Here is a 21,764-nt window from a genome sequence, read left to right on the forward strand (position 1 = left end):
GGCAGCCGGCCCCCCGGCGGCATCCGGACAGAACCCTGCAAGCCTAATCGTTGCCCCGACCCGGGCTCGCCCGGGTTTCACCGCCGGCCCCGCCGAGCAGCCGGCGCCCGGCGCAGCGCCGCACCGGGCGGATCAGGGCCGGCGCACCGCCACCAGGTACCCGTCGATGGTCGTGCTGGCGAAGTGCTCCGCGCCGATCAGCCGGACCGGTATCCGGACCGTCCGGCCGCGGGTGCCGAACGGGAAGGCGTCGTCGGAACTGTGGAAGATCAGATTGTCCTTCTCGACCCGCAGCACCAGGACGTCGATCCGGTCGTACGGGTTGTCGGCCGTCCGGCCGGCGAACTCGGCCGGGCCGCCCGCCCGGGCCACCTCGTCCAGGAAGTCGAGCCGCTCGTGGTAGCGGGCGGTCGGGTGGGAGTAGTTCGCCGTCCACTGCACGAACCCGTAATAGGGGTAGAAGGCGAAGAGGTTCGCCCGGTCCGAGAGCACGACCGGATGCCCGGAACCCCGGTACCGCTCGGAGATCACCGCGTGCACCGCCTCCGCCGCCGGCAGTTTCGGCTTCGCCTCCTCGTCGTGGAAGCCGGGCAGCCGGCCGTCCGGGAACGTCTCGTTGTGCGCCACCCTGATCCGGTCGTCGTCGACCACGGTGGTGACGAACCGGTCCGTGGCGAAGACCGCGAGCAGCACACCGCCGAGGGCCACCACCCGGTAGAGCTGCCCGGTGGAGACGGTCGCGGCCGGCAGCCGGTCCATGGCGTACCGGGTCAGCCGGACCAGCCCCATCGCCGCCCCGGCCAGCAGCACCACCGGGACCAGGGCCTTCATCCGGAACGACATCAGCGGCATGTCGACGGCGGCGAGGAGCCAGCCCAGCGCGTGCCAGACGTAGAGCGAGACGAGGACGATCAGCAGGGACCGGGACAGCGCCTCCCGGAGCGTCACCACCAGGAAGCCGAGGCCGAAGAGGCAGAGCGCGCCGAGCACCGAGGGCGAGAGCATCGGCAGGGCCAGGTCGCCGGAGTTCAGCGTGATCCACCGGTTGTTCAGCGACTCGAACCGCTCGGCGGTCAGGAAGTTCCAGGCCAGCGGCGCCCAGTACGGCGCGGCACCGGCCGCCGCGATGCCCAACACCCCGAGACCCCGCCCGGCGACCCGCCAGCTGAACTCGGCACGCCACCACTGCACCGCCAGGAACAGGGCGAAGACAATGACGAAGAGGAAGAAATAGTAGTAGTAGACGCAGAAGAGCAGCGCGCCGATCAGGCCGAGCAGGACCGGGTGCCGGGGCCGTAACCCGGGCCGGGTGAGCCCGTGCACCGCCTCCAGCCACCACGGCACGATCGCGACCAGCACCAGCCAGCCGTACGACTCGTACAGCTCGGGCGCGACGAGCGGTACGGCGGAGATCAGCGCCGCGACCCGCAGCGGCACCAGGCGGCGCCAGCACAGGTACGAGAGGAGCGGGGTGAGGAAGCCCGCCGCGACCAGGCCGTACTTGAGCATCTTCCACGGCGCCACCCCGGCCAGGTCGGCGGCCCGGCCGAGCAGCCAGAAGAAGCCGGGCGCGTAGTAGGCGGGCAGGTCCCGGTAGGTGTAGTCGGCGAGCCGCCACGAGTCGGCGAACCGGGTGACGATGGCGGTCCGGAACGTCTGGTCGCCCTGTAGGCCGTTGGCGTCGAACGGGGTGCCGTGCAGCGCGGTGAGCAGCGTCAGCGCGGCGAGGCCGCCGAAGAGCGCCGGCAGCAGGTCGGCATCCCAGGTCTGGCCCCGGCGCCGGGCCCACCAGACGGCGAGGACGGCGAGGGCGGCGACGAGGAGCGCGGCGGTGTGCAGGCCGTACTCGGTACGGCCGGAACGGGGGCTGACCCCGGCCCGCACCGCCAGGGCGTGGATCGCCAGTACCACCAGTCCGGCGGCACCGGCGAAGAGCAGTGGGCGGAGTGCCGACAGGCCGCGCCGGACGAACGTGGTGGCGGAACCGGCTCCGGCCGGACCGGCTCCGGGAGGTTCCGGTCCGGTCGCCGGCGGCTCCGGTGGACGGGCACGCTGATCCTGATCGGCAACCCCGTGCTCCACGTATCCCCGCTCGTCTCCTATGAGGACAGAACCGGGTGCAGGCTAGCCGAATCCGGCCCGGTACCGCTCCGCCGTTCCACCGGTGTCCGCCGGTCGAACGGCCGCCCCGGTCCGCCGTCCGGTCGCCCGGCTCAGCCCGGCGGATCGGCCGGGGTGCCGGGTCGGACCAGGCCGGTCTCGTAGGCCACGATCACCAACTGCACCCGGTCCCGGACGCCGAGCTTGGCGATCGCCCGGGTGATGTGGGTCTTGGCCGTCAGCGGGCTGATGAAGAGACGCCCGGCGATCTGCTCGTTGGACAGCCCGGTGGCGACCAGCCGGAGCACCTCGCGCTCCCGTTCGGTGAGCACCGACAGCCGCGCCTCGGTGTCGGTGGCCGCCACCGGCCGGTGTGCGAACTGTTCGATGACCCGGCGGGTGACGCTCGGCGAGAGCAGCGCCTCGCCGTCGGCGACGATCCCGACCGCCTGGCGGAGCTGGGCCGGCTCGATCTCCTTGGTGAGGAATCCGCTGGCGCCGGCCCGCAGGGCGGCGAAGACGTATTCGTCCGTCTCGAAGGTGGTCAGGATGATGACCCGGCAGCCGGACATCGCCGGGTCGGTCACGATCCGCTCGGTGGCGGCGAGACCGTCCAGCCCCGGCATCCGGATGTCCATCAGCACCACGTCCGGGCGCAGGGTACGGGCCAGCCGCACCGCCTCGTCGCCGCTGCCCGCCTCGCCCACCACCTCGATCTCCCGGCCCCGGCGCAGCAGGCTGCGGAATCCGGCCCGCACCAGGGACTGGTCGTCGGCGAGCAGCACCCTGATCGTCACGGCCGGAAGCCTGCCACAGGGATCGTGGCGCGGACCGCGTACCCGCCGCCGTCGGCCGCTGCGGCGGTGAAGGTACCGCCGAGGGCGGTGACCCGCTCCCGCATCCCGTTGATGCCGTGTCCCGGCACCGCCGCCGGGCCGGGGCCGCGGCCGTCGTCGCGCACCTCCAGGCGTACCGAATCGGTGGTGATCGCCAACCGCACGGTGGCCCGGCGCGCACCCGCGTGCTTCACCGTGTTGGTCAGGGCCTCCTGGATCACCCGGTAACAGGCCAGCGCCACCGGCGCGGCGACCGTGCCGGGATCGCCGGTGACGTCGACGGCGACCTCCAGGCCGCTGGCCCGGGTGCGGGCGGTGAGGTCGGCCAGGCCGTCCAGGTCGGCCTGCGGGGCCGGCACGGCGCCCGCGTCCGGCCGGTCGCCCGGCGCCCGCAGCACGTCGATCAGCGACCGCAGGTCGGCCACCGCCTTGGCCCGGACCTCCTGGGCGGTACGCAGCGCGGCCCGCGCCTCGTCGGTGGAGTCGTCCAACGCCTCGTCCACCACCCGCAACTGCACCCCCACCACGGTCAGCGTGTGTGCGACCACGTCGTGCAGCTCGCGGGCGATCTGCAACCGCTCCTCCGCGGCCCGGCGGTCCGCCTCCAACCGCCGCTCCTGCTCGGCGTGGGCCAGTCCGGCGGCGAGTTCGGCGCGCCAGCGCAGCCAGTTCCGGAACGCGACCGCGACCGCGATGGTCAGGGCCAGGCCGAGTGCCTCCCCGCCGACCTCGCCGATCGCCCGCTGCACCTGCTGGCCCTCGACCGTCCACTGCCAGTTGACCGCGAAGGTCAGTTGGAACAGCCCGGCCCCGACCGCCCAGCGCAGGCCGTGCCGCCGGGGCGTGTCGTCGGCGGCCAGCAGGAAGAAGATCACCGACGCCGGCCAGACCCAGCCGGCACCGGTCAGCTCGGCGGTCCGGAACCCGCTGACGGCCGCCAGGCTGGCCAGCAGGGCCACCACCGGCCAGCGGCGGCGCAGCAGCAGGAACAGCGCCAGCCAGGTGGCCAGTGGCAGGGTGCCCTCGTAGGTGATCGGCGCACCGGCGACGGCGGTGCCGACCGGTACCCCGAACAGGGTCAGGGCGACCAGGCCCAGGGTGTTCCAGACCGGCCGCCGCCGCATGGCGGGGCCGCCGGCCGGGTCCTCGTCCCGGACCGGCACCTGCTGGTCGTCTCCGAGCACCGACCCGACCGGGTCCGGTGGTCGTGGAACCGTCGTCGTCATCCTGGCCTCCTCCTCCGGTAAGCCTGCCTCACACCGCGTGAGGTCGACGACACCGACGCTAGGCAGGGAGGGGCCGGCGGCGCGTCAGCCCACGGCCGACACCTGGGACTGCTTGCCTGGAGCACCACGTACACCGGACGGAGTACGAGTCACTGCCCCGGTGCGGTTGCCGTGCGGGTGTGCTCAGGGGGTGCCGCCGCCACCGCCGAGCAGGACGGCGACGACCAGCACGCAGAGCAGCGCGACCGGGAGACTCCAGCGGACGAACCGGGTACGCCGGTCCGGGCGCTCCGCTGCGGTGCCCGGGGTCGCCCCGGGCGGCGGTCCGGCGGAGAGCCGTCCGGAGGCGAGTGGCCACCAGGCGGCCACCAGCAGCAGTACGCCGGCCCCGAGCGGCAGCCAGCCGGGGACCCGTACCGCCACCTGCTGCCAGACCAGCACCGGTACCGTCGTGCAGGCGATCGCGGCGGCCCCGACCAGGCCGAACCGCCAGTCCGGAGCCGGCCGGTACGCCTGCCCGGGCCGGAACAGCAGGGCGACGGCGAGGACTGTCCCGGCCACCCCGGCGAGGGCCGAACCGAACTGGCCGACGGTGAGTTCGGCGGTTCCGTACCCGGTCAGCGCCTCCACCCCGGCGAGCAGTGCCATCACCCCGACCAGGGTGCTGGCGGCGACGAAGCCGCCCAGCCAGGGTGACCGCCGCCCGTGCGGGGGAGGTCCCGCCGAGCGGAGGCCGTGCGCGAGCGCCGCCGCGTACTCGGCCGGCTCGCCGAACGCCTCGGCCGGATCGACCGCCGGATCGGCCGGGTCCGCCCCCGGCTCGGCGCAGTACGCGTCGACCTCGGCCAGCGCCGCGCGGATCTCCGCGCCGGGTACCCCGCGCCGCCGCGCCTCGGCCGCGAACGTCGTACGCCAGTTCTCCGGCGCGGAATCCCCCGGCATCGTCGGGCTCAGCCGGCCAGGGCGTCGCGCAGTTCGCCGGCCCGCTGCCGGCCCATGCAGATCGGGCCGGTCAACTCCAGCCAGGAGCCGTCCCGGAAGGTCACCCGGAGCCGGGCGCCGTGCAGCCGGTGCCGGCGTCGGCGCGCGCCGCTCACCTCGGTCCGGGGCACCGACCAGAGGAGCTTCAGCCTCTCCGCCGCCACCGGCGGGGGCGGCTCCCCGAACGCCCGCACCTCGTTGCCGGGGGTGACCGCGAACACCACCAGCCGCCGGTCGGTGACCACCGCCAGCAGCTTGACGTCGGTCGGCACCGCCCGGACGTAGCCGGCGGCGACCGAGTCGAGCCGGCCCCGTGCGGCACGGCCGAAGAGGAGCCGGATCAGCCAGTCGGTGGGACCTCCGCCGCCGATGTTGTCGATCGCCTCAAGGCCGCTGAGCGCCACGTTCGCCAACCCCATGCCGGCGACCGCCGCACCGTCGCCCGGGGCGGGGTCCGGCGGTCGGGGCGGCGGGTCCGGCGCCAGCCCGTGCGGACGCTTCGCCTCGCTGAGCGCCACGATCGGCTCGCCCGGTTCGAGCTTGCTGGTGACCGCCTCGGTGTAGAGGTGGCGGTAGTCGGTGGGCACGGCTCAGCCCAGCGGGTAGTCGTCGGCGGCGTTGCCCAGCACCTCCCGCATGGAGTCCTGCAACCGCCGGGTCGCCTCCCGCTGCGCCCGCCGGATCGTGCCGGTGATCTCCGCGCCGAGCTGGTCCGGGCTGTATCGCATGCCGCGGGAGGTGATGTCGACCCGGTCGACCCGGCCGCCGTGGTCGACCGCCACCCGTACGGCGCCGCTCTCGCTCTCCAGTTCGACCGGCTGCGCCTGTAGCTCCTCGATCCGCCGGCTCATCTGCGATTGCAGACCGTCCAGGCTGTTCGCGAGCTGCTCCAGCCGATCCAGCGCGGGATATTCCGCCACGTCGTCCTCTCCTGCCCTCGTCCGCTTCGGTGCGTGGGTGACCGCTCCGCCCGCCGGCCGGTCAGCCCACCGAGTCGATCAGATTCTGCACGCTCTTGGTGTACGGGCCGATGTCCTCCCGGTAGGTGCCGTCGGTCGCGTAGTTGCGATCCTTCTGCCCGTCCGAGATGTCGTGCATGCCGACGGCGGTGTCCAGCACCGCACCGCCCTTGCCGCTCAGGTTGACCGGCGAGACCTGGTTGAAGACGAAGCGGGGTACGCCGACCTTGAGGCTGTGCTCCGCCAGGATCGCCCGCCCCTGCGCGGTACGGCCCTGCTGCTTCCAGATAGCGTATTCCTTCTTCAGTTTGCGCAGCTCCATCACCCGCTTGCGGTACTGGGTCAGCAGCGTCTTGACATCGTCCAGCTTGGTGGCGAGCTTCTGCAGGATCCGGACCAGCTTGCTGACGATCCGGGCGCCCCGGCCCAGCGTCATCGCCAGCCGGGCCAGCCAGCGTACGACGAAGGCGGCGATCGAGGCGCCGAAGCTGAGGAACGCCGCCGCGGCGGCGATGATCGCCTCGATCAGGAAGGCGGTCAGGAACTCGAAGATCAGCTCGCAGAGCAGGTTGAACGCGTCGACGGCCGCGTTCGCCGCCTCGACGAGCACCTCCTTGGCCGCGTTCAGGCCCTCGGCGAGCTGCCGGATGGTCTGCTCGACGTTGGTCAGCCCGGTCTGGAACGCCTCCTGGGCGCTGCCGCCCCAGGCCGGCGGCTGGAGCTGGGCCCGGTCGGTCTGCTGCTGGGCCGCGATCGCGAGCACGTCGTTCGACGCGGCGAGGCAGCGCTCCGCGCCCCGCATCAGGTCGTCGGGATCGCCGGCCACCTGTTCCAGGAGCTGCTCGAACGGTGACAGCACCGTCCGGGTGAAGCCCTGGAGCGGCTCCGGTACGGAGCCGACGAACTGCTCGAAATAGGTCTTGCTGCGTTCGAGCGCGACGGTCGACACTGCGCCCTCCCCCCTTCGTGGTCTTCGGTGTGCCGCGCCGGTCGTCTCGGCGCGGCGGGTGCCGGGTCAGCCGCCGAACCGGGCCTGCGCGGCGGCGTCGCTGTTCAGGTACGAGTCCCGCTCGGCGGTGACCGCGTCGGCGATCACCTCCATCACCTCGGCTCCGTCCGCCAGGGCCTGGAGGCACTCGTCGAGACACGACTCGTACTGCTCGTAGAGGGTGAACGAGGCGGGCATGATGCCGAAGGAGGAGCGCCCCACGGCGCCGTCCCGGAGCCGGCCACGGATCTCGTCGAAGTCGTCCGCGCGGGCGTAGCTGGTCTTGGAGAAGCTCTCCAGCGCTGTCGGGTCTACCGTGAACCCGTCACCTGAACCGCCAGTCATGACAAGGCACCCTAATAGATCACTTCGGTGGCATCGGCCCGGCCGGGGCGGATCGGGGAAACAATTTGGGCGGTTCCGAGCGGCCGGTACGCCCCGATGTCGAGCCGGCACCCGGCGTGGTCGAATCCGCCGGAGATGATGCCGGAACACCGTCCACTGTGGGCGTGCTCGCCGGTCGGACGACCCGCCGCCGAGCTACGCTCGCCGCGAGTGGGTCCCCCGACCGAGTGGGCGGCGGGCCGACTGCGGGAGGCGGCCGCGATCCGCACCGCCGACGCCGAGGACCTGCTGGTCTGCCACGCCGGGTTGACGGTCGGCGCCTGGCGGGAGCTGGGTGAGCCGCCGAGCGCCGCGCTCGCGGCCCAGCTGCTGGACGACCGCACGGCGCCCCTGATCTTCCGGGGCGGAGAGTTCGGGGTAAACCGGGCGGCCGGTCCGTTCTTGGCCGAGGCGGGGGCTCGGAGCTGCACGAGCCGTGGCTGGGATACCACGGCGGCGGCGGGTTCGTGCCGTTCGGCCAGGTGCACGGGCACTCCCAGGTCGTACGCTTCGCCGACCGCACCTGGCGGTGCCCCGGCCGGGTACGCCAGTGCGCCCGGCTCCTCACCGACCAGGAACTTCCCGGGTGCGGGACCCTGCCGGACGCCGAGATCCACCTGCTCGACACCGGTCACTTCGCGTTGGAGACCCGCGTCGACGAGATCGCCGGCCACCTCCGGGAGTTCCTCGGCCGGACCCAGCGGCAGCCGATGACGGCCCGATGACGGCGGCCCGTCCGGGGCGGGATGACCGCCCCGGACGGGCTCCGACCGGTACCGGGATCAGAGGTTGCGGGTCTGGTTGTAGAGGTTGAGCGCGGTGTTGTCGAAGAACGGCGAGATCATGATCGTCGGGTTGACGATCCGGTCGATCCGGCTGTTGACGCCGTACAGGAAGCCGAAGTTGCCGTCCCAGTTGAGCAGCCAGCCGCCGCCGCTGGAGCCCCGGGTCATGTCGCAGGGGATCCGGATGGTCTGGGTGGCACCCGCCGACTCCGGCTGCGAGTTACCGGAGCAGCGCAGCAGGTTCCCCCCGTCGAAGGGCGCCTCCTGCGGATAGCCGAAGGCGTTGATCGGGACGTTCAGGCCCCGGTTGACGTCCAGGCCCTGGCCGCCGAGCCGGGCGACGATGTGCTGGCCGTTCAGGGTGTTCATGATCGCCACCGCCATGTCCTCGGCGAAGTTGGAGCTGGCGGTCCAGCCCGGCGCCGGGACGAGCCGGGAGGCCGTCCAGGTGCCGAACGGCCGGGGATTGGCGAGATCGTCGTCGAAGGCCGGTACGAAGGCCCAGTTGGTGGCCAGCGCGCCGCCCGGACCGCCCGGGTGGGTGCAGTGCCCGGCGGTCCAGACCGTGTCCTGACCCTCGGAGTTGACCACCGTCCCGGAGCAGACGAAGTTGCCGGTGGGCAGGGTGAAGAAGACCTTGCCACTGGTACGCGCCGTCGGGTGGTTGGAGGCGAAGTTCGGGTTGAGTGCCGCCGGCACCGGACCGCTCTCCGGGGTACCCAGCTCACCGGCGGCCGGCGGGATCGTCAGCCGGCTGCCCCGGTCGACCGCCTGCCGGGTGGCCTGTCCACTGTCGACGTACCGCTTGACCGCCTGCCGGTAGGCGGGTGACTCCTCGACGGGCTGCGCGGCCCGCATCCGCTCCGGCGTCCAGTACGCCTCGATCGCCTGGTGCTCGGTGGCGCCCGGCCCGTACGCGGCCCGGCCGGCCGCCCACGCCTCGGCGGTGGCGCCCGGGTCCAGGCCCGGTGCGGGTGCGGCACCCGCCGGCTGGCTCAGCGCCAGAGCGGGCGCCGCCAGCATCAGGGTGACGGCCACGGATGTTGCCCAGTTGGCCCTCTTGGGTAGGACTCTCATGGACTGGCTCCTCCTCGGTAGGCATCTGCGCCGGACCCCCGCCGGCGCCGCTACTGAGCAGAGAGTCGTCGATGTCCGGAGACGGCGCCGGGCATCCTGGACCTGGTTGGACAGGACTGGACACCGCGGCGGTCCCGGAACCGCGGCTGGCCGCCGTCGGCCAGCATCCCGGACCGCCCCGGTCAGGAGCGCGGGTGCCCCGGCAGCCGCGCTCCGGGGTGGACCTCCGGGCGGTACGCCCCGGGGACGTCGGAGTGGACGTTCCAGCCTGGTCGACGATGCCGAACTCCCCGGCGGCCGGATCGGCACTCGCCTTGATCCAGTTGCCGGGGGCGGTCAGCTCCCGGCCGAGCCGGCCGAGCAGCGCGGCGTCGTGGGTGTGCAGCACGTGGCGTACCCGGTGGCCCGGCAGGCCGGCGTCGACCCGGAAGCCGCCGGGGACCTCGACCGGCGCGGACGTCCCCCGGGAGGTGTCTCCCCGTCGTGGGACGGCCGGTTCGACCCGACCTTATTGCCAAAAGTTGGCAATAAGGTAGCCGCTCCCCTGACACACCGAGTCGTCCCGCACCGGACGGGACCCCGGCTCAGAGCTCCGGCGGGGTGAGGGTGCCGATCACCGACTCCAGCGCGGCGCCGACCCGGTACATCCGGTCGTCCGCCATCGTCGGCGCCATGATCTGCAAGCCCACCGGCAGCCCCTCCGACAGCCCGCACGGCACCGAGATGCCCGGCCCGCCGTAGAGGTTGGTCGGGATGGTGAAGAGGTCGGCCAGATACATCTGGTAGGGGTCCGCCGTCCGCGAGCCGAACGGGAACGCCACGAACGGCGTCGTCGGCGAGATCAGCACGTCGACCTGCTCGAACGCGGCGGTGAAGTCGCGGGTGATCAGGGTACGCACCTTCTGCGCCTGCCCGTAGTAGGCGTCGTAGTAGCCGGACGAGAGCGCGTACGTGCCGAGCATGATCCGCCGCTTGACCTCGGGGCCGAAGCCGGCGTCCCGGGTCAGCGACATGACCTCCTCCAGCGAGCGCACGCCGTCGTCACCGACCCGCAGCCCGAACCGCACCCCGTCGAACCGGGCCAGGTTCGAGGAGCACTCGCTCGGCGCGATCAGGTAGTAGGCCGGCAGCGCGTACTGGAAGTGCGGGCAGGAGACCTCGACGACCTCGGCACCGAGCTTTGTCAGCGCGTCGACGGCGTCCCGGAACGCGGCCATCACACCCGGCTCGGCACCCTCGCCGGAGAACTCGGTGACCAGGCCCAGCCTGACTCCGGTCAGGTCGCCGGAGGCACCGGCCCGGGCGGCGGCGACCACGTCCGGCACCGGCGCCGGGATCGAGGTGGAGTCGCGCGGGTCGTGCCCGCCGATCACCTCGTGCAGCAGCGCGGCGTCCAGCACCGTACGCGCACACGGGCCGGGGGTGTCCAGCGACGAGGAGAAGGCGACCAGGCCGTATCGCGACGTGCCGCCGTAGGTCGGCTTCGCCCCGACGGTGCCGGTCACCGCACCCGGCTGCCGGATCGAGCCACCGGTGTCCGAACCGATCGCCAGCGGCGCCTCGTACGCGGCCAGCGCGGCCGAGCTGCCGCCGCCGGAGCCGCCCGGGATCCGGCCCAGGTCCCACGGGTTCCCCGTCGGCCCGTACGCCGAGTATTCCGTGGAGGAGCCCATCGCGAACTCGTCCATGTTGGTCTTGCCCAGCATCACCGTGCCGGCCTCGCGGAGCCGGCGCACGATCGTCGAGTCGTACGGCGGGTGCCAGCCCTGGAGGATCTTCGATCCGACCGTGGTCGGTACGCCCTTGGTGGTGAGCACGTCCTTGACCGCCACCGGCACCCCGGCCAGCGGGCCCAGCTCCTCCCCGGCGGCCCGCTTCGCGTCGACCGCGCGGGCCGCCTCCAGCGCACCGTCGGTGTCGACGTGCAGGAACGCGTGCACCCGGTCGTCGACCGCGGCGATCCGGTCCAGGTGCGCCCGGGTCACCTCGACCGCCGACGCCTCGCCGGTGGCGATGAGGGCCGCGACCTCGGTCGCGGTCATCCTGGTCAGGTCAGCCATGGTGGTCACGCGTTCCCTTCCGCCGGGCCCTCACCACGGGGGCTGGGCGGCTCGTCCTCGTCCAGGATGCGGGGCACCCGGAACCGGTCCTCCTCGCTGTCCGGCGCTCCGGAGAGCGCCTCCGCCCGGGTCAGCCCGGGCACCACCACGTCGTCGCGCAGCACGTTGGTCAGCGGCACGGAGTGCGAGGTGGGCGGGATGTCCGCGGCGGCCACCTCACCGACCCGCGCGACGGCCTGGAGGATCACGTCGAGCTGGCCGGCGAAGGTGTCCAGCTCCTCCTCGGTGACGGCGAGCCGCGACAGTCGCGCCAGGTGCGCGACCTCCTCGCGGGAGATGGCGGACATCGGTGCCCCCTTCATGCCTTGACGTCTACGCGGCTTCCGCCGTCGACTTTCCCGGCGCAGCGTGGCACGCGCGCCGCGACCTCAGCGAGTCTATTTGGCACCCGGAGCGCCACCGCCCCCGACTCCCCCGGGCCCCGGGCCGCCCCCGACTGCCCGCCCGCGACCGCCGGGTCACTCCACGCTCGGATGGAGCCGGGCCGCCGCCTCCGCCTTCGCCGGTCCGCCGCTCGCCGGCACCGGCCTGGCCGGATCGACCGGCGCGGCCAGCACATCCCGCTCGGTCGTCGGCCCGGCCGGCTGGTCGGGCTGCCCGGGCCGCTCGCCGAGCTGCGCCGCCCCGTCGCCGTTGCGCACCGTCCGCTCGCCGAGCTGTGCCGCCCGGCCGTCGTCCCGCCCGGTCCGGGCGCCGGAGCCGGTCCGCTCCGCGCCGGCCGGGCCCGGGCCGCCGGCTCCGCCCCGGGTGGCGGGGCTGATCGGCCGGTACCGCGAGAGCCAGGTGACCAGCTCCTCCGCCGGCATCGGCCGGGCGAAGAACCAGCCCTGCGCGACCTCACAGCCGGCCTCGTGCAGCAGCCGCCAGGTGCGCTCGTCCTCCACCCCCTCGGCGACGACCCGCAACCCGAGGGCACCGGCCAGCTCGATCACCGACCGGACGATCGCCGCGTCGTCGGAGTCGGCGACCATCCCGAGTACGAAGGACCGGTCGACCTTCACCTCGGCCAGCGGCAGCCGGCGCAGGTGCTGCATCGAGGAGTAGCCGGTGCCGAAGTCGTCCATCGAGATCGCCACCCCGATCCGGTCCAGCCGGGTGATGGTGGCCAGCACCCGGCGCGGGTCGGCCATCAGCGCGCCCTCGGTCATCTCCAACTGGATCCGCGACGGCGGTACGCCGTACCGGGCGAGCCGCTCCGCGATCTGGTCGGCGATCTCCCCGGTGTGCAGGTCGCGGACGCTGACGTTGACCGCCGCCCGCAGCTCCAGCCCGGCGGCGGACCACTTCGCGAGCTGCTCCACCACGTCGTCGACGACCCGGCGGGTCAGCAGCCGCATCACCGCGCTCTGCTCGGCGACCCGGATCAGCTCCTCCGGGTCGACCATCCCGCGCCGGGGGTGCCGCCAGCGCAGCAGCGCCTCCACCCCGACCACCTCGCCGGAGGCGATCGCGATCTGCGGCTGGTAGTAGAGGGTGATCTCGCCGGCGTCGTCGGCCGAGGTCTCCAGCACCCGGCGCAGGTCGGCCAGGAGACTCAGCCGCTCCGCCGAGTTGTGGTCGGACTCGGCGGCGTAGACCGCCACCGGGTCGCCCCGGTGCTTCGCGTCGTACATCGCCACGTCGGCGTGGCGCATCAGGGTTTCGAAGTCGGCGCCGTGCTCCGGGTAGAGCGCGATCCCGATCGAGCCGCCGACGTCCAGCGGCAGCCCGTCGAGCGGTACCGGGTCGGTCAGCTCCCCGACCACCCGGTCGGCGACCCGCCGGGCGTCCGCCACCCCGTCGAGCCGGGTCGCGAGGATGGCGAACTCGTCCCCGCCGAGCCGGGCGATCACGTCCGGCGGAGGTACGGCCGTGGTCAGCCGGGCGGCGACCTCGACCAGCAGCCGGTCCCCGACGGCGTGCCCGAGGGCGTCGTTGACGTGCTTGAAGCGGTCCAGGTCGAGCAGGAGCAGCGCGAGCTGGCCCCCGGGGGCCTGCTTGCCGGCCGGCTCGGCGTGCACCGCGAGCTGCTCGGTCACCTCGACCCGCAGCGCCTCCCGGTTGGCCAGCCCGGTCAGCGGGTCCTGCCGGGCGAGCTGCTCCCGCTCGGCGGAGAGCCGGGCCATCCGGGAGACCGCGTAGAGCGGCAGCACCATCATCGGCACCAGCGCCGGGCTGGTCCGGGCGGCGGCGACCAGCACGGGGGCGAGCAGCAGCAGCGACCCGGTGGCGAGCAGCTCGAAGCCGAGCCCCTGCCGGATCCGGGTCCACCACCGGCCGCCGAAGCGCAGCCGGACAGCGGTGGCGACCAGTCCGTGGTTGACGGTCAGCCAGGCGCCCGCCGCGCCGACCGCGACGAGTACGTCGAGCGGCCGGAGCCGGCCGGTCCCGCCGAACCCGTCACCGGGTACCAGCCGGACGACGGCGTCGGCGGCGACGAGCGCGCAGGCGTACTGGGCGATGTTGAAGATCGTGCGCCAGGGCGCGTACCGCATCCGCCAGCCGGAGACCAGCACGGCGGCGGCCTGCACCGCGATGGCCGGCCCCGGCCCCCACTCCAGTGCGGCGGCGAAGGTGAAGCAGATCGACGGGAAGACCGACATGCTGCGCCGCTCGGCGTGCGGGCTGAACGGGCGGGCGTCGAAGGTGACCGCGAGGGCCGCCATCAGCCAGAACGCCAGCGGCAGCCGGGGCAGCTCGCCGGGGAGGGCGAGCAGCGACACGGCGGAGACCCCGACGGCCAGGCCGACGACAGCCCAGACGAAACCGAAGAACGGCGCCGTCCGATCTGGAGGGACGGAGTTCCGCAGCACGGCGGCCTCCATGTGACCTCCCGAACCTCTCGGTCTGGGCGCGGCGGTTGCCGCGCGACGTGCCTCCCATGAAACGCCCTGACCCGCGCCGGGCGGGAGACGACAGACGCGAATCGGGCCTAGTCGTGACTAACTTGAAATACGGCGCATCTTGCCCAAGTAGTTCTGTTACTGAGAGCTGATCGACCCATTACTAATCGTCACTGAGTACGAGCCTACCTGCGGCTTCCGGACCCTCCGTGAGCAGCGCCGCGAAACCGGCCTTGTCGAGCATAGGCACCTTCAGCGCGGCCGCCTTCTCCGCCTTCGAGCCCGGGTTGTCACCGACCACCACGAAGTCGGTCTTCTTCGAGACGGAGCCGCTCACCTTGGCCCCCCGGAGCCGCAACTCCTCGGCCGCCCGGTCCCGGGTGTACCCGGACAACGTCCCGGTCACCACCACGGTCAACCCCTCCAGCGGGCGCGGACCCTCCTCGACCCGCTCCTCGGCCATCCGTACGCCCGCCTCGGCCCACTTGCGCAGCACCTCGCGGTGCCAGTCCACCTCGAACCACTCCCGCAGGCTGACCGCGATCGTCGGCCCCACACCGTCCACCGCCGACAGTTCCGGCTCGCCGGCCGCCTCGATCGCCGCGACCGAGCCGAACTCCCGGGCCAGCGCCTCGGCGGCGGTCGGACCCACGTGCCGGACGGAGAGCGCCACCAGCACCCGGGCCAGCGGCCGGTCCTTCGCGGCGGCGAGGCTCTCCAGCAGCTTCTGCGCGTTGCGCCCCAGCGTGCCGTCCTTCTTCACGAAGAACGGCACCCGGGCCAGCCGCTCCTCGTCAAGACAGAAGAGGTCGCCCTCGTCGGTGATCACCCCCGCGTCCAGCAGCGCGCCGACCGCCTTGAAGCCGAGCACCTCGATGTCCAGCGCCTCCCGGCTGGCCAGATAGAAGATCCGCTCGCGCAACTGCGCCGGGCAGGTACGCGCGTTCGGGCAGCGGATGTCGACGTCACCGGTCCGGGACGGCGCCAGCGCGGTACCGCAGGCCGGACAGCGGGTCGGCATCTCGAACCGGCGGGCGTCCGGCGGGCGCAGCTCCACGATCGGCCCGAGCACCTCCGGGATCACGTCACCGGCCTTGCGGACCACCACCGTGTCGCCGATCAGCACACCCTTGCGTTCCACCTCGTGCGCGTTGTGCAAAGTGGCCCGGGCCACCGTCGAGCCGGCCACCTTCACCGGCCGCAACTCGGCGAACGGGGTCACCCGGCCCGTCCGGCCGACGTTCACCTCGATGTCGAGCAGCTCGGTGGTGACCTCCTCCGGCGGATATTTGAAGGCGATCGCCCAGCGGGGCGCCCGGCTGGTCGAGCCGAGCCGGCCCTGGATGGCCACCGGGTCGACCTTGACCACCACCCCGTCGATCTCGTGCTCGACGTCGTGCCGGTGCTCGGCGTAGTACCCGATGTAGTCGGTGATGCCGGCCAGATCCGACACCACCCGCCACCGGTCACTGGTCGGCAGCCCCCAGCCGCGCAGCGCCGCGTACGCCTCGGACTGGGCGGCCGGGGCGAACCCCTGCCGCGCCCCCAGGCCGTGCACCACCAGCCGCAGCGGCCGGCTCGCCGTGATCCGGGGATCCTTCTGCCGCAGGCTGCCCGCCGCCGCGTTGCGCGGGTTGGCGAACGGCGGCTTCCCCTGCTCCACCAGCCCCGCGTTCAGGTCGGCGAAGGCGGCCACCGGGAAGTAGATCTCGCCCCGCACCTCCAGCAGCTCGGGGACGGGTTCGGTGCCGTCGGTCAGCCGCTCCGGCACCTCCTTCAGGGTCCGTACGTTCGCGGTGACGTCCTCGCCGATCCGGGTGTCGCCCCTCGTCGCGGCCCGGACCAGTCGACCCTTCTCGTAGGTGAGGTTGATCGCCAGCCCGTCGACCTTCAGCTCGCAGAGGTAATCCACCGGACCGCCGGCATCCCGCTCGATCCGCTCCACCCACCCCGCCAACTGTTCCGGGGTGAAGGCGTTGTCCAGCGACATCATCCGCTCGATGTGCGGCACCGGGGTGAAGAGCGTGGAGAACGTGCCGCCGACCCGCTGGGTCGGCGACTCCGGGGTACGCAGCGCCGGATAGCGCTCCTCCAGCGCCTCCAGCTCACGCAGCAGCGCGTCGAACTCGGCGTCCGAGACGATCGGCGCGTCGAGCACGTAGTACCGGTACTGGTGGTCGGTGATCTCGGTGCTCAGCTCGGCGTGCCGGTCCCGTGCCCCGGCGGTCGGCTCCTCACCGGCCGCCGCCTCCTGCTCCGGCCCGACCTGCTGCGGGATCGCTTCCTCGGACACCTCGACCTCCTCCGACCTCACCGCAAACCTAACCGCCCTGCAAGGAAGGGCCCCCCGTTATCGCTTTCGGTAGTAGAAGGGCCCCCTCCTAACCGGTGGCGGGTGGCGGGGGGTCAGTCCCAGGTGGCGCCGAGGGCGGCAAGCTGGTCGGCGTACTCGATCCGGTCGGGCCAGTCGGTGGGCCAGGCCGCCATCCCGTACGCCGCGCCGACGAAGGCACCGGCCAGGCAGGCGATCGAGTCCGAGTCGCCGGAGGTGGTGGCGCCCCGGGCCAGCGCCGACACCGGGTCGTCGGAGTGCCGGATCGCGCAGTACAGGGCGGTGGCGAGCGCCTCCTCGGCGATCCAGCCCGCACCGGTGGCCGCACACGCGTCGGTGCCGTAGTCCGGCGACGCCAACGCCGCGTCCAGCGCGTCGAGCACCCCGAGGCACTCGTCCCAGCCCCGGGCGATGAAGGTGACCGGGTCGTCGACGGCGGGCCGCTGCCACAGGTCGCCGAGCCACTCCGCCCGGTAGACGGTGCGCTGGCGTACGGCCCGGTCCCGCAACAGGCCGGGCAGCTCGGCCAGGGCCGCACCGTCCCGCAACACCCGTACCGCGTACGCGGTCAGCTCGCTCGCGGCGAGTCCGGTCGGGTGGCCGTGGGTCAGCCCGGCCTGCAACTGGGCGACTCCGGCCAGCGTCTCCAGGTCGTAGCCGGGGACCAGCCCGACCGGGGTGACCCGCATGTTGGCGCCGCAGCCCTTCGAGTCGGCCACCGTCGCCGCCTGCCAGCGCAGCCCGTCGGCCAACCCGCCGCAGGCGCGCAGGCAGGTCGCCCCGGGGGCGCGATTGTTCTCCGGGCTCTGCGCCCAGGCCACGAAGCGCTGCCGGAGCAGCGGCTCCAGCAGCTCGGGGGTGACCGCCGGACCTGCGTCGTGCAACGCCCAGCCGACCGCCAGCCCCATCTGGGTGTCGTCGGTGACCCGGGCCGGCTGGCCGACCAGCTCGCGAGGGCCGGCCGGGCCGTACCGCCGGTGGATCTCGGCGACCGGCAGGAACTCGGTCGGCGCGCCAAGCGCGTCGCCGTAGGCCAGCCCGAACAGAGAGCCGGAGGCGCGGGCGAGATCTGGCGAGGCGGTGACCGGATCAGGCATGGCGGCCATCCTCCCGGAGTCGTTCCGGCGCCGCCACCCGGTTGGTCGGCTCAGTCGGCTCAGCAGAGCCCGGTCAGTTGGCTCAGTCGGCTCAGCAGAGCCGGTCAGTTGGCTCAGTCGGCTCAGCAGAGCCGGTCAGTTGGCTCAGTCGTCCCAGCAGAGGCAGAACGGGTGGCCGGCGGGATCGGCGTAGACCCGCCAGCCCTGGCCCGAGCCGGGCAACCGGGTCGCACCGAGGGCCAGCGCCTTGGCCTCGGCCGTCTCGATGTCGTCGACGGTGACGTCCAGGTGGAACTGCTGGGGGCGGTGCGGGTCGGGCCAGCGCGGCTCCCGCAGGTTGACCGCCTTCTGGAAGGCGAGCCGGGGGTGCTGCCCGGGCTCGCCGCCGAGCACGACCCAGCCGTCATCGTCGTCGGCCCCCCGATCGTCGACCGGCAACCCGAGCAGCTCCGAATAGAAGCCGGCCAGGGCACGGGGATCAGGACAGTCGATGACCACGGAACGCAGTTGACCGATCATGCGCCCATCCTGCCCGTCGGATGTGACAGGAAAACCTACTCCTCGGCCAGTCGTCGACCCGCGTCCCGGCAGGCGGTGAGCAGCGTCCGGGCGTACTCGCCGGTCGCGCCGGCCAGCCCGCAGGCGGGGGTCACCACCACCTGCTCCGCGAGCCGGGCGCGGGAGAAGCCGAGCCGGTCCCAGAGCTGGCGTACCCGATCGGCGACCTCGGCCGACGACGGCCCGCGCCCGCCCGGCGGCGGCAGCGCCGGTGCCGCCCCCGCGAAGAGGCCGAGTCCGGCGTCGATCGCCTCGCCGACCGGGTCGAGCCGGTCCACCAGGGCCAGGTCCAGCGCGACCGCCGCCGCGCCGGCCGCCCGGACCAGGTCCAGCGGTACGTCCCGGGCGCAGCAGTGCAGCACCACCGGCGCGTCGACCGCCGACACCACGGTACGGAGCAGCCCGGTCGCCGTCCCCGACTCGACCGGCCGGTACACCCCCAGTCCGCTCTCGGTCGGGATCCGCCCGGCCAGTACGGCGGGCAGCGCCGGCTCGTCCAGTTGCAGCAGTACGGTGGCCCGGGGCAGCCGGCGGCGGACCTGCGCCACGTACCCGCGCAACCCGTCGGCGAGCGACTCGGTCAGGTCCCGGACGGCCCCGGGGTCCCGGAGCATCCAGCCGCCGACCGGCCGCTCGATGTTGGCGGCCAGGGTGAGCGGGCCGGCCGCCTGCACCTTGAAGGTGCCGGTGAACTCGCCGGCCTGTTCGGTCATCTGGTCCAGGTCACGTTCCAGCAGGTCGAGGGCGCGACGCAGGTCCCGCCCCGGACGCCCGGCGATCCGCCAGCGGGCGGCGTACAGCTCGACCGGCAGGTCCACCAGCAGCCCGGCGCTTCGGCCGACCAGGTCGGCACCGGGTCCCCTGCCGGGCAGTTCGGGCAGGTACGGCACGGAAAGCTCGCCGAGCACGATCCGCTGGGCCTCGGCGATGTCGGTGCCGGGCATCGACCCGATGCCGGATGCCGCCCCGGCCGGCCACGGCCACGCCGGTCCGGTCGCCGCCGTCGAGTCCGCCGGTTGGTCGGGCACCTGCTGTTGATCGGTCACGTCGGCAGGTTATCCCGGCGCCACCGGTCCGTCCGGCACCGGAGCGACCTATTCCGGCACCGCCGGTCCATCCGGCACCGGAGCGACGTTCTCAGGCGGCGGCGCTGATGGTGGCGGAGCCGAGCACGACATCGCCGCCCGGATCGGGCCGGTACGCCACGATCGCCTGCCCGGCCGCCACCCCCCGGACCGGCTCGCGCAGCTCGGCGCGGAGCCCCGCCCCGTCGAGCCGGACGGTGGCCGGCACCACCTGGCCGTGCGCCCGCAACTGCACCTCGCAGTCGAACGCGTCGGTCGGCACCGGCCCGCCGGTCCAGACGGGACGCTCGCCGGCCACCGTGGAAACCTCCAGCGCCTCGGCCGGGCCCACCGTCACGGTGTTGGTCTTCGGGGTGATCGAGAGCACGTACCGGGGTTTCCCGTCCGGGGCCGGCACCCCGAGCGCCAGCCCCTTGCGCTGCCCCACCGTGTAGGCGTACGCGCCGCTGTGCGCGCCGACCACCGCACCGGTACGGGCGTCGACGATCTCGCCGGGCGCCTCGCCCAGCCGGTCGGCGAGGAAGCCCCGGGTGTCGCCGTCGGCGATGAAGCAGATGTCGTGCGAGTCGGGCTTGTCGGCGACCGCCAGGCCCCGGTCGGCCGCCTCGGCGCGTACCTGTGCCTTGGTCGAGTCGCCGAGCGGGAAGATCGACCGGTCGAGCTGCTCCCGGGTCAGCACCGCCAGCACGTACGACTGGTCCTTGCCGAGGTCGACGCTGCGCCGGAGCAGCCCGTCCGGGCCGAGCCGGGCGTGGTGCCCGGTGACCACCGCGTCGAAGCCGAGTGCCACCGCCCGGTCCAGTACGGCAGCGAACTTGATCTTCTCGTTGCAGCGGAGGCAGGGGTTCGGGGTACGCCCCGCCGCGTACTCCGCGACGAAGGTCTCCACCACGTCCTCATGGAACCGGTCGGCCAGGTCCCAGACGTAGAACGGGATGCCGAGCACGTCCGCCGCCCGCCGGGCGTCCCGGGAGTCCTCCAGGGTGCAGCAGCCCCGGGCACCGGTCCGGTACGTCTGCGGATTGCGCGCCAGCGCCAGGTGTACGCCGGTGACGTCGTGTCCGGCCTCCACCGCCCGCGCGGCGGCGACCGCCGAGTCGACCCCGCCGGACATCGCTGCCAGTACCCTCACCCTGCCGAGCCTAGCCGGTGAGGAAGGGCCCCTTCATATCGCCTTTTGCAGGTGCGGGGGCCCTTCCTAACACACCTGGGGGGTCAGCTCCGGGCCGACTTGACCGCGCCGGCCCGGCGGGCCCGCTCGACCACGCCGGGCAGCGCGGCGACCAGCGCGTCGACGTCTCCGGCGGTCGAGGTGTGCCCGAGCGAGAAGCGCAGTGACGACCGGGCCCGGTCGTCGTCGGCACCCATCGCCAGCAGCACGTGCGAGGGCTGCGCCACCCCGGCCGAGCAGGCCGACCCGGTCGAGCAGGCGATCCCCTGCGCGTCCAGGAGCATGAGCAGGGCGTCCCCCTCGCAGCCGGGGAAGGAGAAGTGGGCGTTTCCGGGCAGCCGCTCGGTCGGGTCGCCGTTGTAGAGCGCCTCCGGCACCGCCTGCCGGACCCGGGCCACCAGGTCGTCGCGGAGCGCGGCGACCCGCGTCGCGTACTCCTGCTGGGCCTTGACCGCCGCCTCGACCGCCACCGCGAAGGCGACGATCCCGGCCGCGTCCAGGGTGCCGGAGCGGACGTCCCGCTCCTGCCCGCCGCCGTGCAGCACCGGTGTGCAGCCGACGTCCCGGCCGAGCAGCAGCGCGCCCACCCCGACCGGCCCGCCGAGCTTGTGCCCGGTGACGGTCAGCGCGGCCACCCCGCTGGCGGCGAAGTCGACCGGTACCTGGCCGACCGCCTGCACCGCGTCGGTGTGGAACGGGATGCCGTACGCGGCGGCCACCTCGGCGAGCGCGGCGACCGGCTGGACACTGCCCACCTCGTTGTTCGCCCACATGGCGGTGACCACGGCCACCTCGTCGGCGTGCGCGTCGAGTTCCGCCGCCAGCCGGTCGGGGTCGAGTCGACCGGTCTGGTCGACCGGCAGCCAGCTCGCGGTCGCACCCTCGCGGGCGGCCAGCCACTCGACCGAGTCCAGCACCGCGTGGTGCTCCACCGCGCTGGCCACCACCCGGATCCGCCCCGGGTCGGCCGCCCGGCGTGCCCAGAAGATGCCCTTGACCGCGAGGTTGTCGCTCTCGGTCCCGCCACCGGTGAAGACCACCTCGGAGGGCCGGGCGCCCAGGGCGGCGGCGACCCGCTCGCGGGACTCCTCCACCCGGCGCCGGGCCACCCGGCCGGCGGCGTGCAGTGACGACGGGTTGCCGACCTCGCGAGCGGTCGCGACGTACGCCTCCAACGCCTCTTCGAGCATCGGAGTGGTGGCCGCGTGATCAAGGTAAGTCATCAACGTCCAGCCTAGTGCCA

Annotated in this window: 18 protein-coding genes and 1 pseudogene; 1 reads left to right on the top strand and 18 read right to left on the bottom strand. The window is 73.5% G+C overall.

From position 1 onward, the window contains the following. Nucleotides 1-132: 132 nt before the first annotated feature. The 8 genes from V1634_RS08835 to V1634_RS08870 form a co-directional block, all read right to left on the bottom strand. Nucleotides 133-2,082, bottom strand: a complete 1,950-nt coding sequence (locus V1634_RS08835) for an arabinofuranosyltransferase (RefSeq protein ID WP_331207245.1) — start codon at nt 2,080-2,082, stop codon at nt 133-135. Nucleotides 2,083-2,213: 131 nt separating this feature from the next. Then, on the bottom strand, nt 2,214-2,897 hold the full coding sequence (locus V1634_RS08840; RefSeq protein ID WP_331207246.1) for a response regulator transcription factor: 684 nt from the start codon (nt 2,895-2,897) through the stop codon (nt 2,214-2,216). Beyond that, complete coding sequence (locus V1634_RS08845) at nt 2,894-4,162, bottom strand: sensor histidine kinase (protein ID WP_331207247.1); 1,269 nt, start codon at nt 4,160-4,162, stop codon at nt 2,894-2,896. Before V1634_RS08845 ends, V1634_RS08840 begins: the two co-directional genes overlap by 4 nt. Before the next feature lie 183 nt (nt 4,163-4,345). Then, nucleotides 4,346-5,104: a DUF1129 domain-containing protein gene (locus V1634_RS08850; RefSeq protein WP_331207248.1), complete on the bottom strand. Its 759-nt coding sequence runs from the start codon at nt 5,102-5,104 to the stop codon at nt 4,346-4,348. Between the two features lie 8 nt (nt 5,105-5,112). Further along, complete coding sequence (locus V1634_RS08855) at nt 5,113-5,730, bottom strand: hypothetical protein (protein ID WP_331207249.1); 618 nt, start codon at nt 5,728-5,730, stop codon at nt 5,113-5,115. A gap of 3 nt (nt 5,731-5,733) precedes the next feature. Further along, the gene (locus V1634_RS08860; RefSeq protein ID WP_159079474.1) at nt 5,734-6,063 is read right to left on the bottom strand and encodes a YbaB/EbfC family nucleoid-associated protein; all 330 of its coding nucleotides are present in this window, start codon (nt 6,061-6,063) and stop codon (nt 5,734-5,736) included. A gap of 61 nt (nt 6,064-6,124) precedes the next feature. Beyond that, nucleotides 6,125-7,051, bottom strand: a complete 927-nt coding sequence (locus tag V1634_RS08865; RefSeq protein ID WP_107258329.1) for a WXG100 family type VII secretion target — start codon at nt 7,049-7,051, stop codon at nt 6,125-6,127. 66 nt (nt 7,052-7,117) lie between these two features. After that, on the bottom strand, nt 7,118-7,435 hold the full coding sequence (locus tag V1634_RS08870; protein WP_331207250.1) for a hypothetical protein: 318 nt from the start codon (nt 7,433-7,435) through the stop codon (nt 7,118-7,120). 506 nt (nt 7,436-7,941) lie between these two features. Here V1634_RS08870 and V1634_RS08875 point away from each other — a divergent pair. After that, complete coding sequence (locus V1634_RS08875) at nt 7,942-8,199, top strand: hypothetical protein (protein ID WP_331207251.1); 258 nt, start codon at nt 7,942-7,944, stop codon at nt 8,197-8,199. Nucleotides 8,200-8,256: 57 nt separating this feature from the next. On the opposite strand, the gene V1634_RS08880 is transcribed toward V1634_RS08875, so the two are convergent. The 10 genes and pseudogenes from V1634_RS08880 to V1634_RS08925 form a co-directional block, all read right to left on the bottom strand. Next, a complete protein-coding gene (locus tag V1634_RS08880; protein WP_331207252.1) occupies nt 8,257-9,336 on the bottom strand; it encodes a trypsin-like serine peptidase in 1,080 nt (359 codons plus the stop codon). A 584-nt stretch (nt 9,337-9,920) separates the two neighbouring features. Continuing rightward, nucleotides 9,921-11,396: an Asp-tRNA(Asn)/Glu-tRNA(Gln) amidotransferase subunit GatA gene (gatA, locus tag V1634_RS08885; protein WP_331207367.1), complete on the bottom strand. Its 1,476-nt coding sequence runs from the start codon at nt 11,394-11,396 to the stop codon at nt 9,921-9,923. Nucleotides 11,397-11,401: 5 nt separating this feature from the next. Next, the gene (gene gatC, locus V1634_RS08890) at nt 11,402-11,743 is read right to left on the bottom strand and encodes an Asp-tRNA(Asn)/Glu-tRNA(Gln) amidotransferase subunit GatC (RefSeq protein WP_101371937.1); all 342 of its coding nucleotides are present in this window, start codon (nt 11,741-11,743) and stop codon (nt 11,402-11,404) included. 422 nt (nt 11,744-12,165) lie between these two features. Then, a pseudogene (locus tag V1634_RS08895) lies at nt 12,166-14,260 on the bottom strand (putative bifunctional diguanylate cyclase/phosphodiesterase); the annotation flags it as partial. 181 nt (nt 14,261-14,441) lie between these two features. Further along, nucleotides 14,442-16,571, bottom strand: coding sequence for an NAD-dependent DNA ligase LigA (gene ligA, locus V1634_RS08900; protein ID WP_331207253.1), 2,130 nt, complete (start codon nt 16,569-16,571; stop codon nt 14,442-14,444). A 113-nt stretch (nt 16,572-16,684) separates the two neighbouring features. After that, nucleotides 16,685-17,707 (bottom strand): ADP-ribosylglycohydrolase family protein, encoded by a 1,023-nt coding sequence (locus V1634_RS08905; RefSeq protein ID WP_331207254.1) that lies wholly within the window; start codon nt 17,705-17,707, stop codon nt 16,685-16,687. Nucleotides 17,708-17,851: 144 nt separating this feature from the next. After that, nucleotides 17,852-18,226 carry a VOC family protein gene (locus tag V1634_RS08910; protein ID WP_331207255.1) on the bottom strand — a complete coding sequence of 125 codons (375 nt, stop codon included), beginning with the start codon at nt 18,224-18,226 and terminating at the stop codon, nt 17,852-17,854. Between the two features lie 35 nt (nt 18,227-18,261). Continuing rightward, nucleotides 18,262-19,209, bottom strand: a complete 948-nt coding sequence (locus tag V1634_RS08915; protein ID WP_331207368.1) for a uroporphyrinogen decarboxylase/cobalamine-independent methonine synthase family protein — start codon at nt 19,207-19,209, stop codon at nt 18,262-18,264. Nucleotides 19,210-19,402: 193 nt separating this feature from the next. Beyond that, nucleotides 19,403-20,482 (bottom strand): tRNA 2-thiouridine(34) synthase MnmA, encoded by a 1,080-nt coding sequence (gene mnmA / locus V1634_RS08920; RefSeq protein WP_331207256.1) that lies wholly within the window; start codon nt 20,480-20,482, stop codon nt 19,403-19,405. A gap of 83 nt (nt 20,483-20,565) precedes the next feature. After that, the gene (locus tag V1634_RS08925) at nt 20,566-21,744 is read right to left on the bottom strand and encodes a cysteine desulfurase family protein (protein ID WP_331207257.1); all 1,179 of its coding nucleotides are present in this window, start codon (nt 21,742-21,744) and stop codon (nt 20,566-20,568) included. Nucleotides 21,745-21,764 lie beyond the last annotated feature (20 nt).

The sequence above is a fragment of the Plantactinospora veratri genome, from assembly GCF_036421995.1.
Lineage (GTDB): Bacteria > Actinomycetota > Actinomycetes > Mycobacteriales > Micromonosporaceae > Plantactinospora > Plantactinospora veratri.

Excerpts from the sequence above, each read along its gene's own strand:
- V1634_RS08905 (WP_331207254.1), bottom strand. The coding sequence starts at position 17,707 with ATGCCTGATCCGGTCACCGCCTCGCCAGATCTCGCCCGCGCCTCCGGC.
- V1634_RS08850 (WP_331207248.1), bottom strand. The coding sequence starts at position 5,104 with ATGCCGGGGGATTCCGCGCCGGAGAACTGGCGTACGACGTTCGCGGCC.
- V1634_RS08915 (WP_331207368.1), bottom strand. The coding sequence starts at position 19,209 with ATGCCCGGCACCGACATCGCCGAGGCCCAGCGGATCGTGCTCGGCGAG.
- V1634_RS08925 (WP_331207257.1), bottom strand. The coding sequence starts at position 21,744 with ATGACTTACCTTGATCACGCGGCCACCACTCCGATGCTCGAAGAGGCG.
- gatA (WP_331207367.1), bottom strand. The coding sequence starts at position 11,396 with ATGGCTGACCTGACCAGGATGACCGCGACCGAGGTCGCGGCCCTCATC.
- V1634_RS08910 (WP_331207255.1), bottom strand. The coding sequence starts at position 18,226 with ATGATCGGTCAACTGCGTTCCGTGGTCATCGACTGTCCTGATCCCCGT.
- gatC (WP_101371937.1), bottom strand. The coding sequence starts at position 11,743 with ATGTCCGCCATCTCCCGCGAGGAGGTCGCGCACCTGGCGCGACTGTCG.
- V1634_RS08880 (WP_331207252.1), bottom strand. The coding sequence starts at position 9,336 with ATGAGAGTCCTACCCAAGAGGGCCAACTGGGCAACATCCGTGGCCGTC.
- V1634_RS08845 (WP_331207247.1), bottom strand. The coding sequence starts at position 4,162 with ATGACGACGACGGTTCCACGACCACCGGACCCGGTCGGGTCGGTGCTC.
- V1634_RS08870 (WP_331207250.1), bottom strand. The coding sequence starts at position 7,435 with ATGACTGGCGGTTCAGGTGACGGGTTCACGGTAGACCCGACAGCGCTG.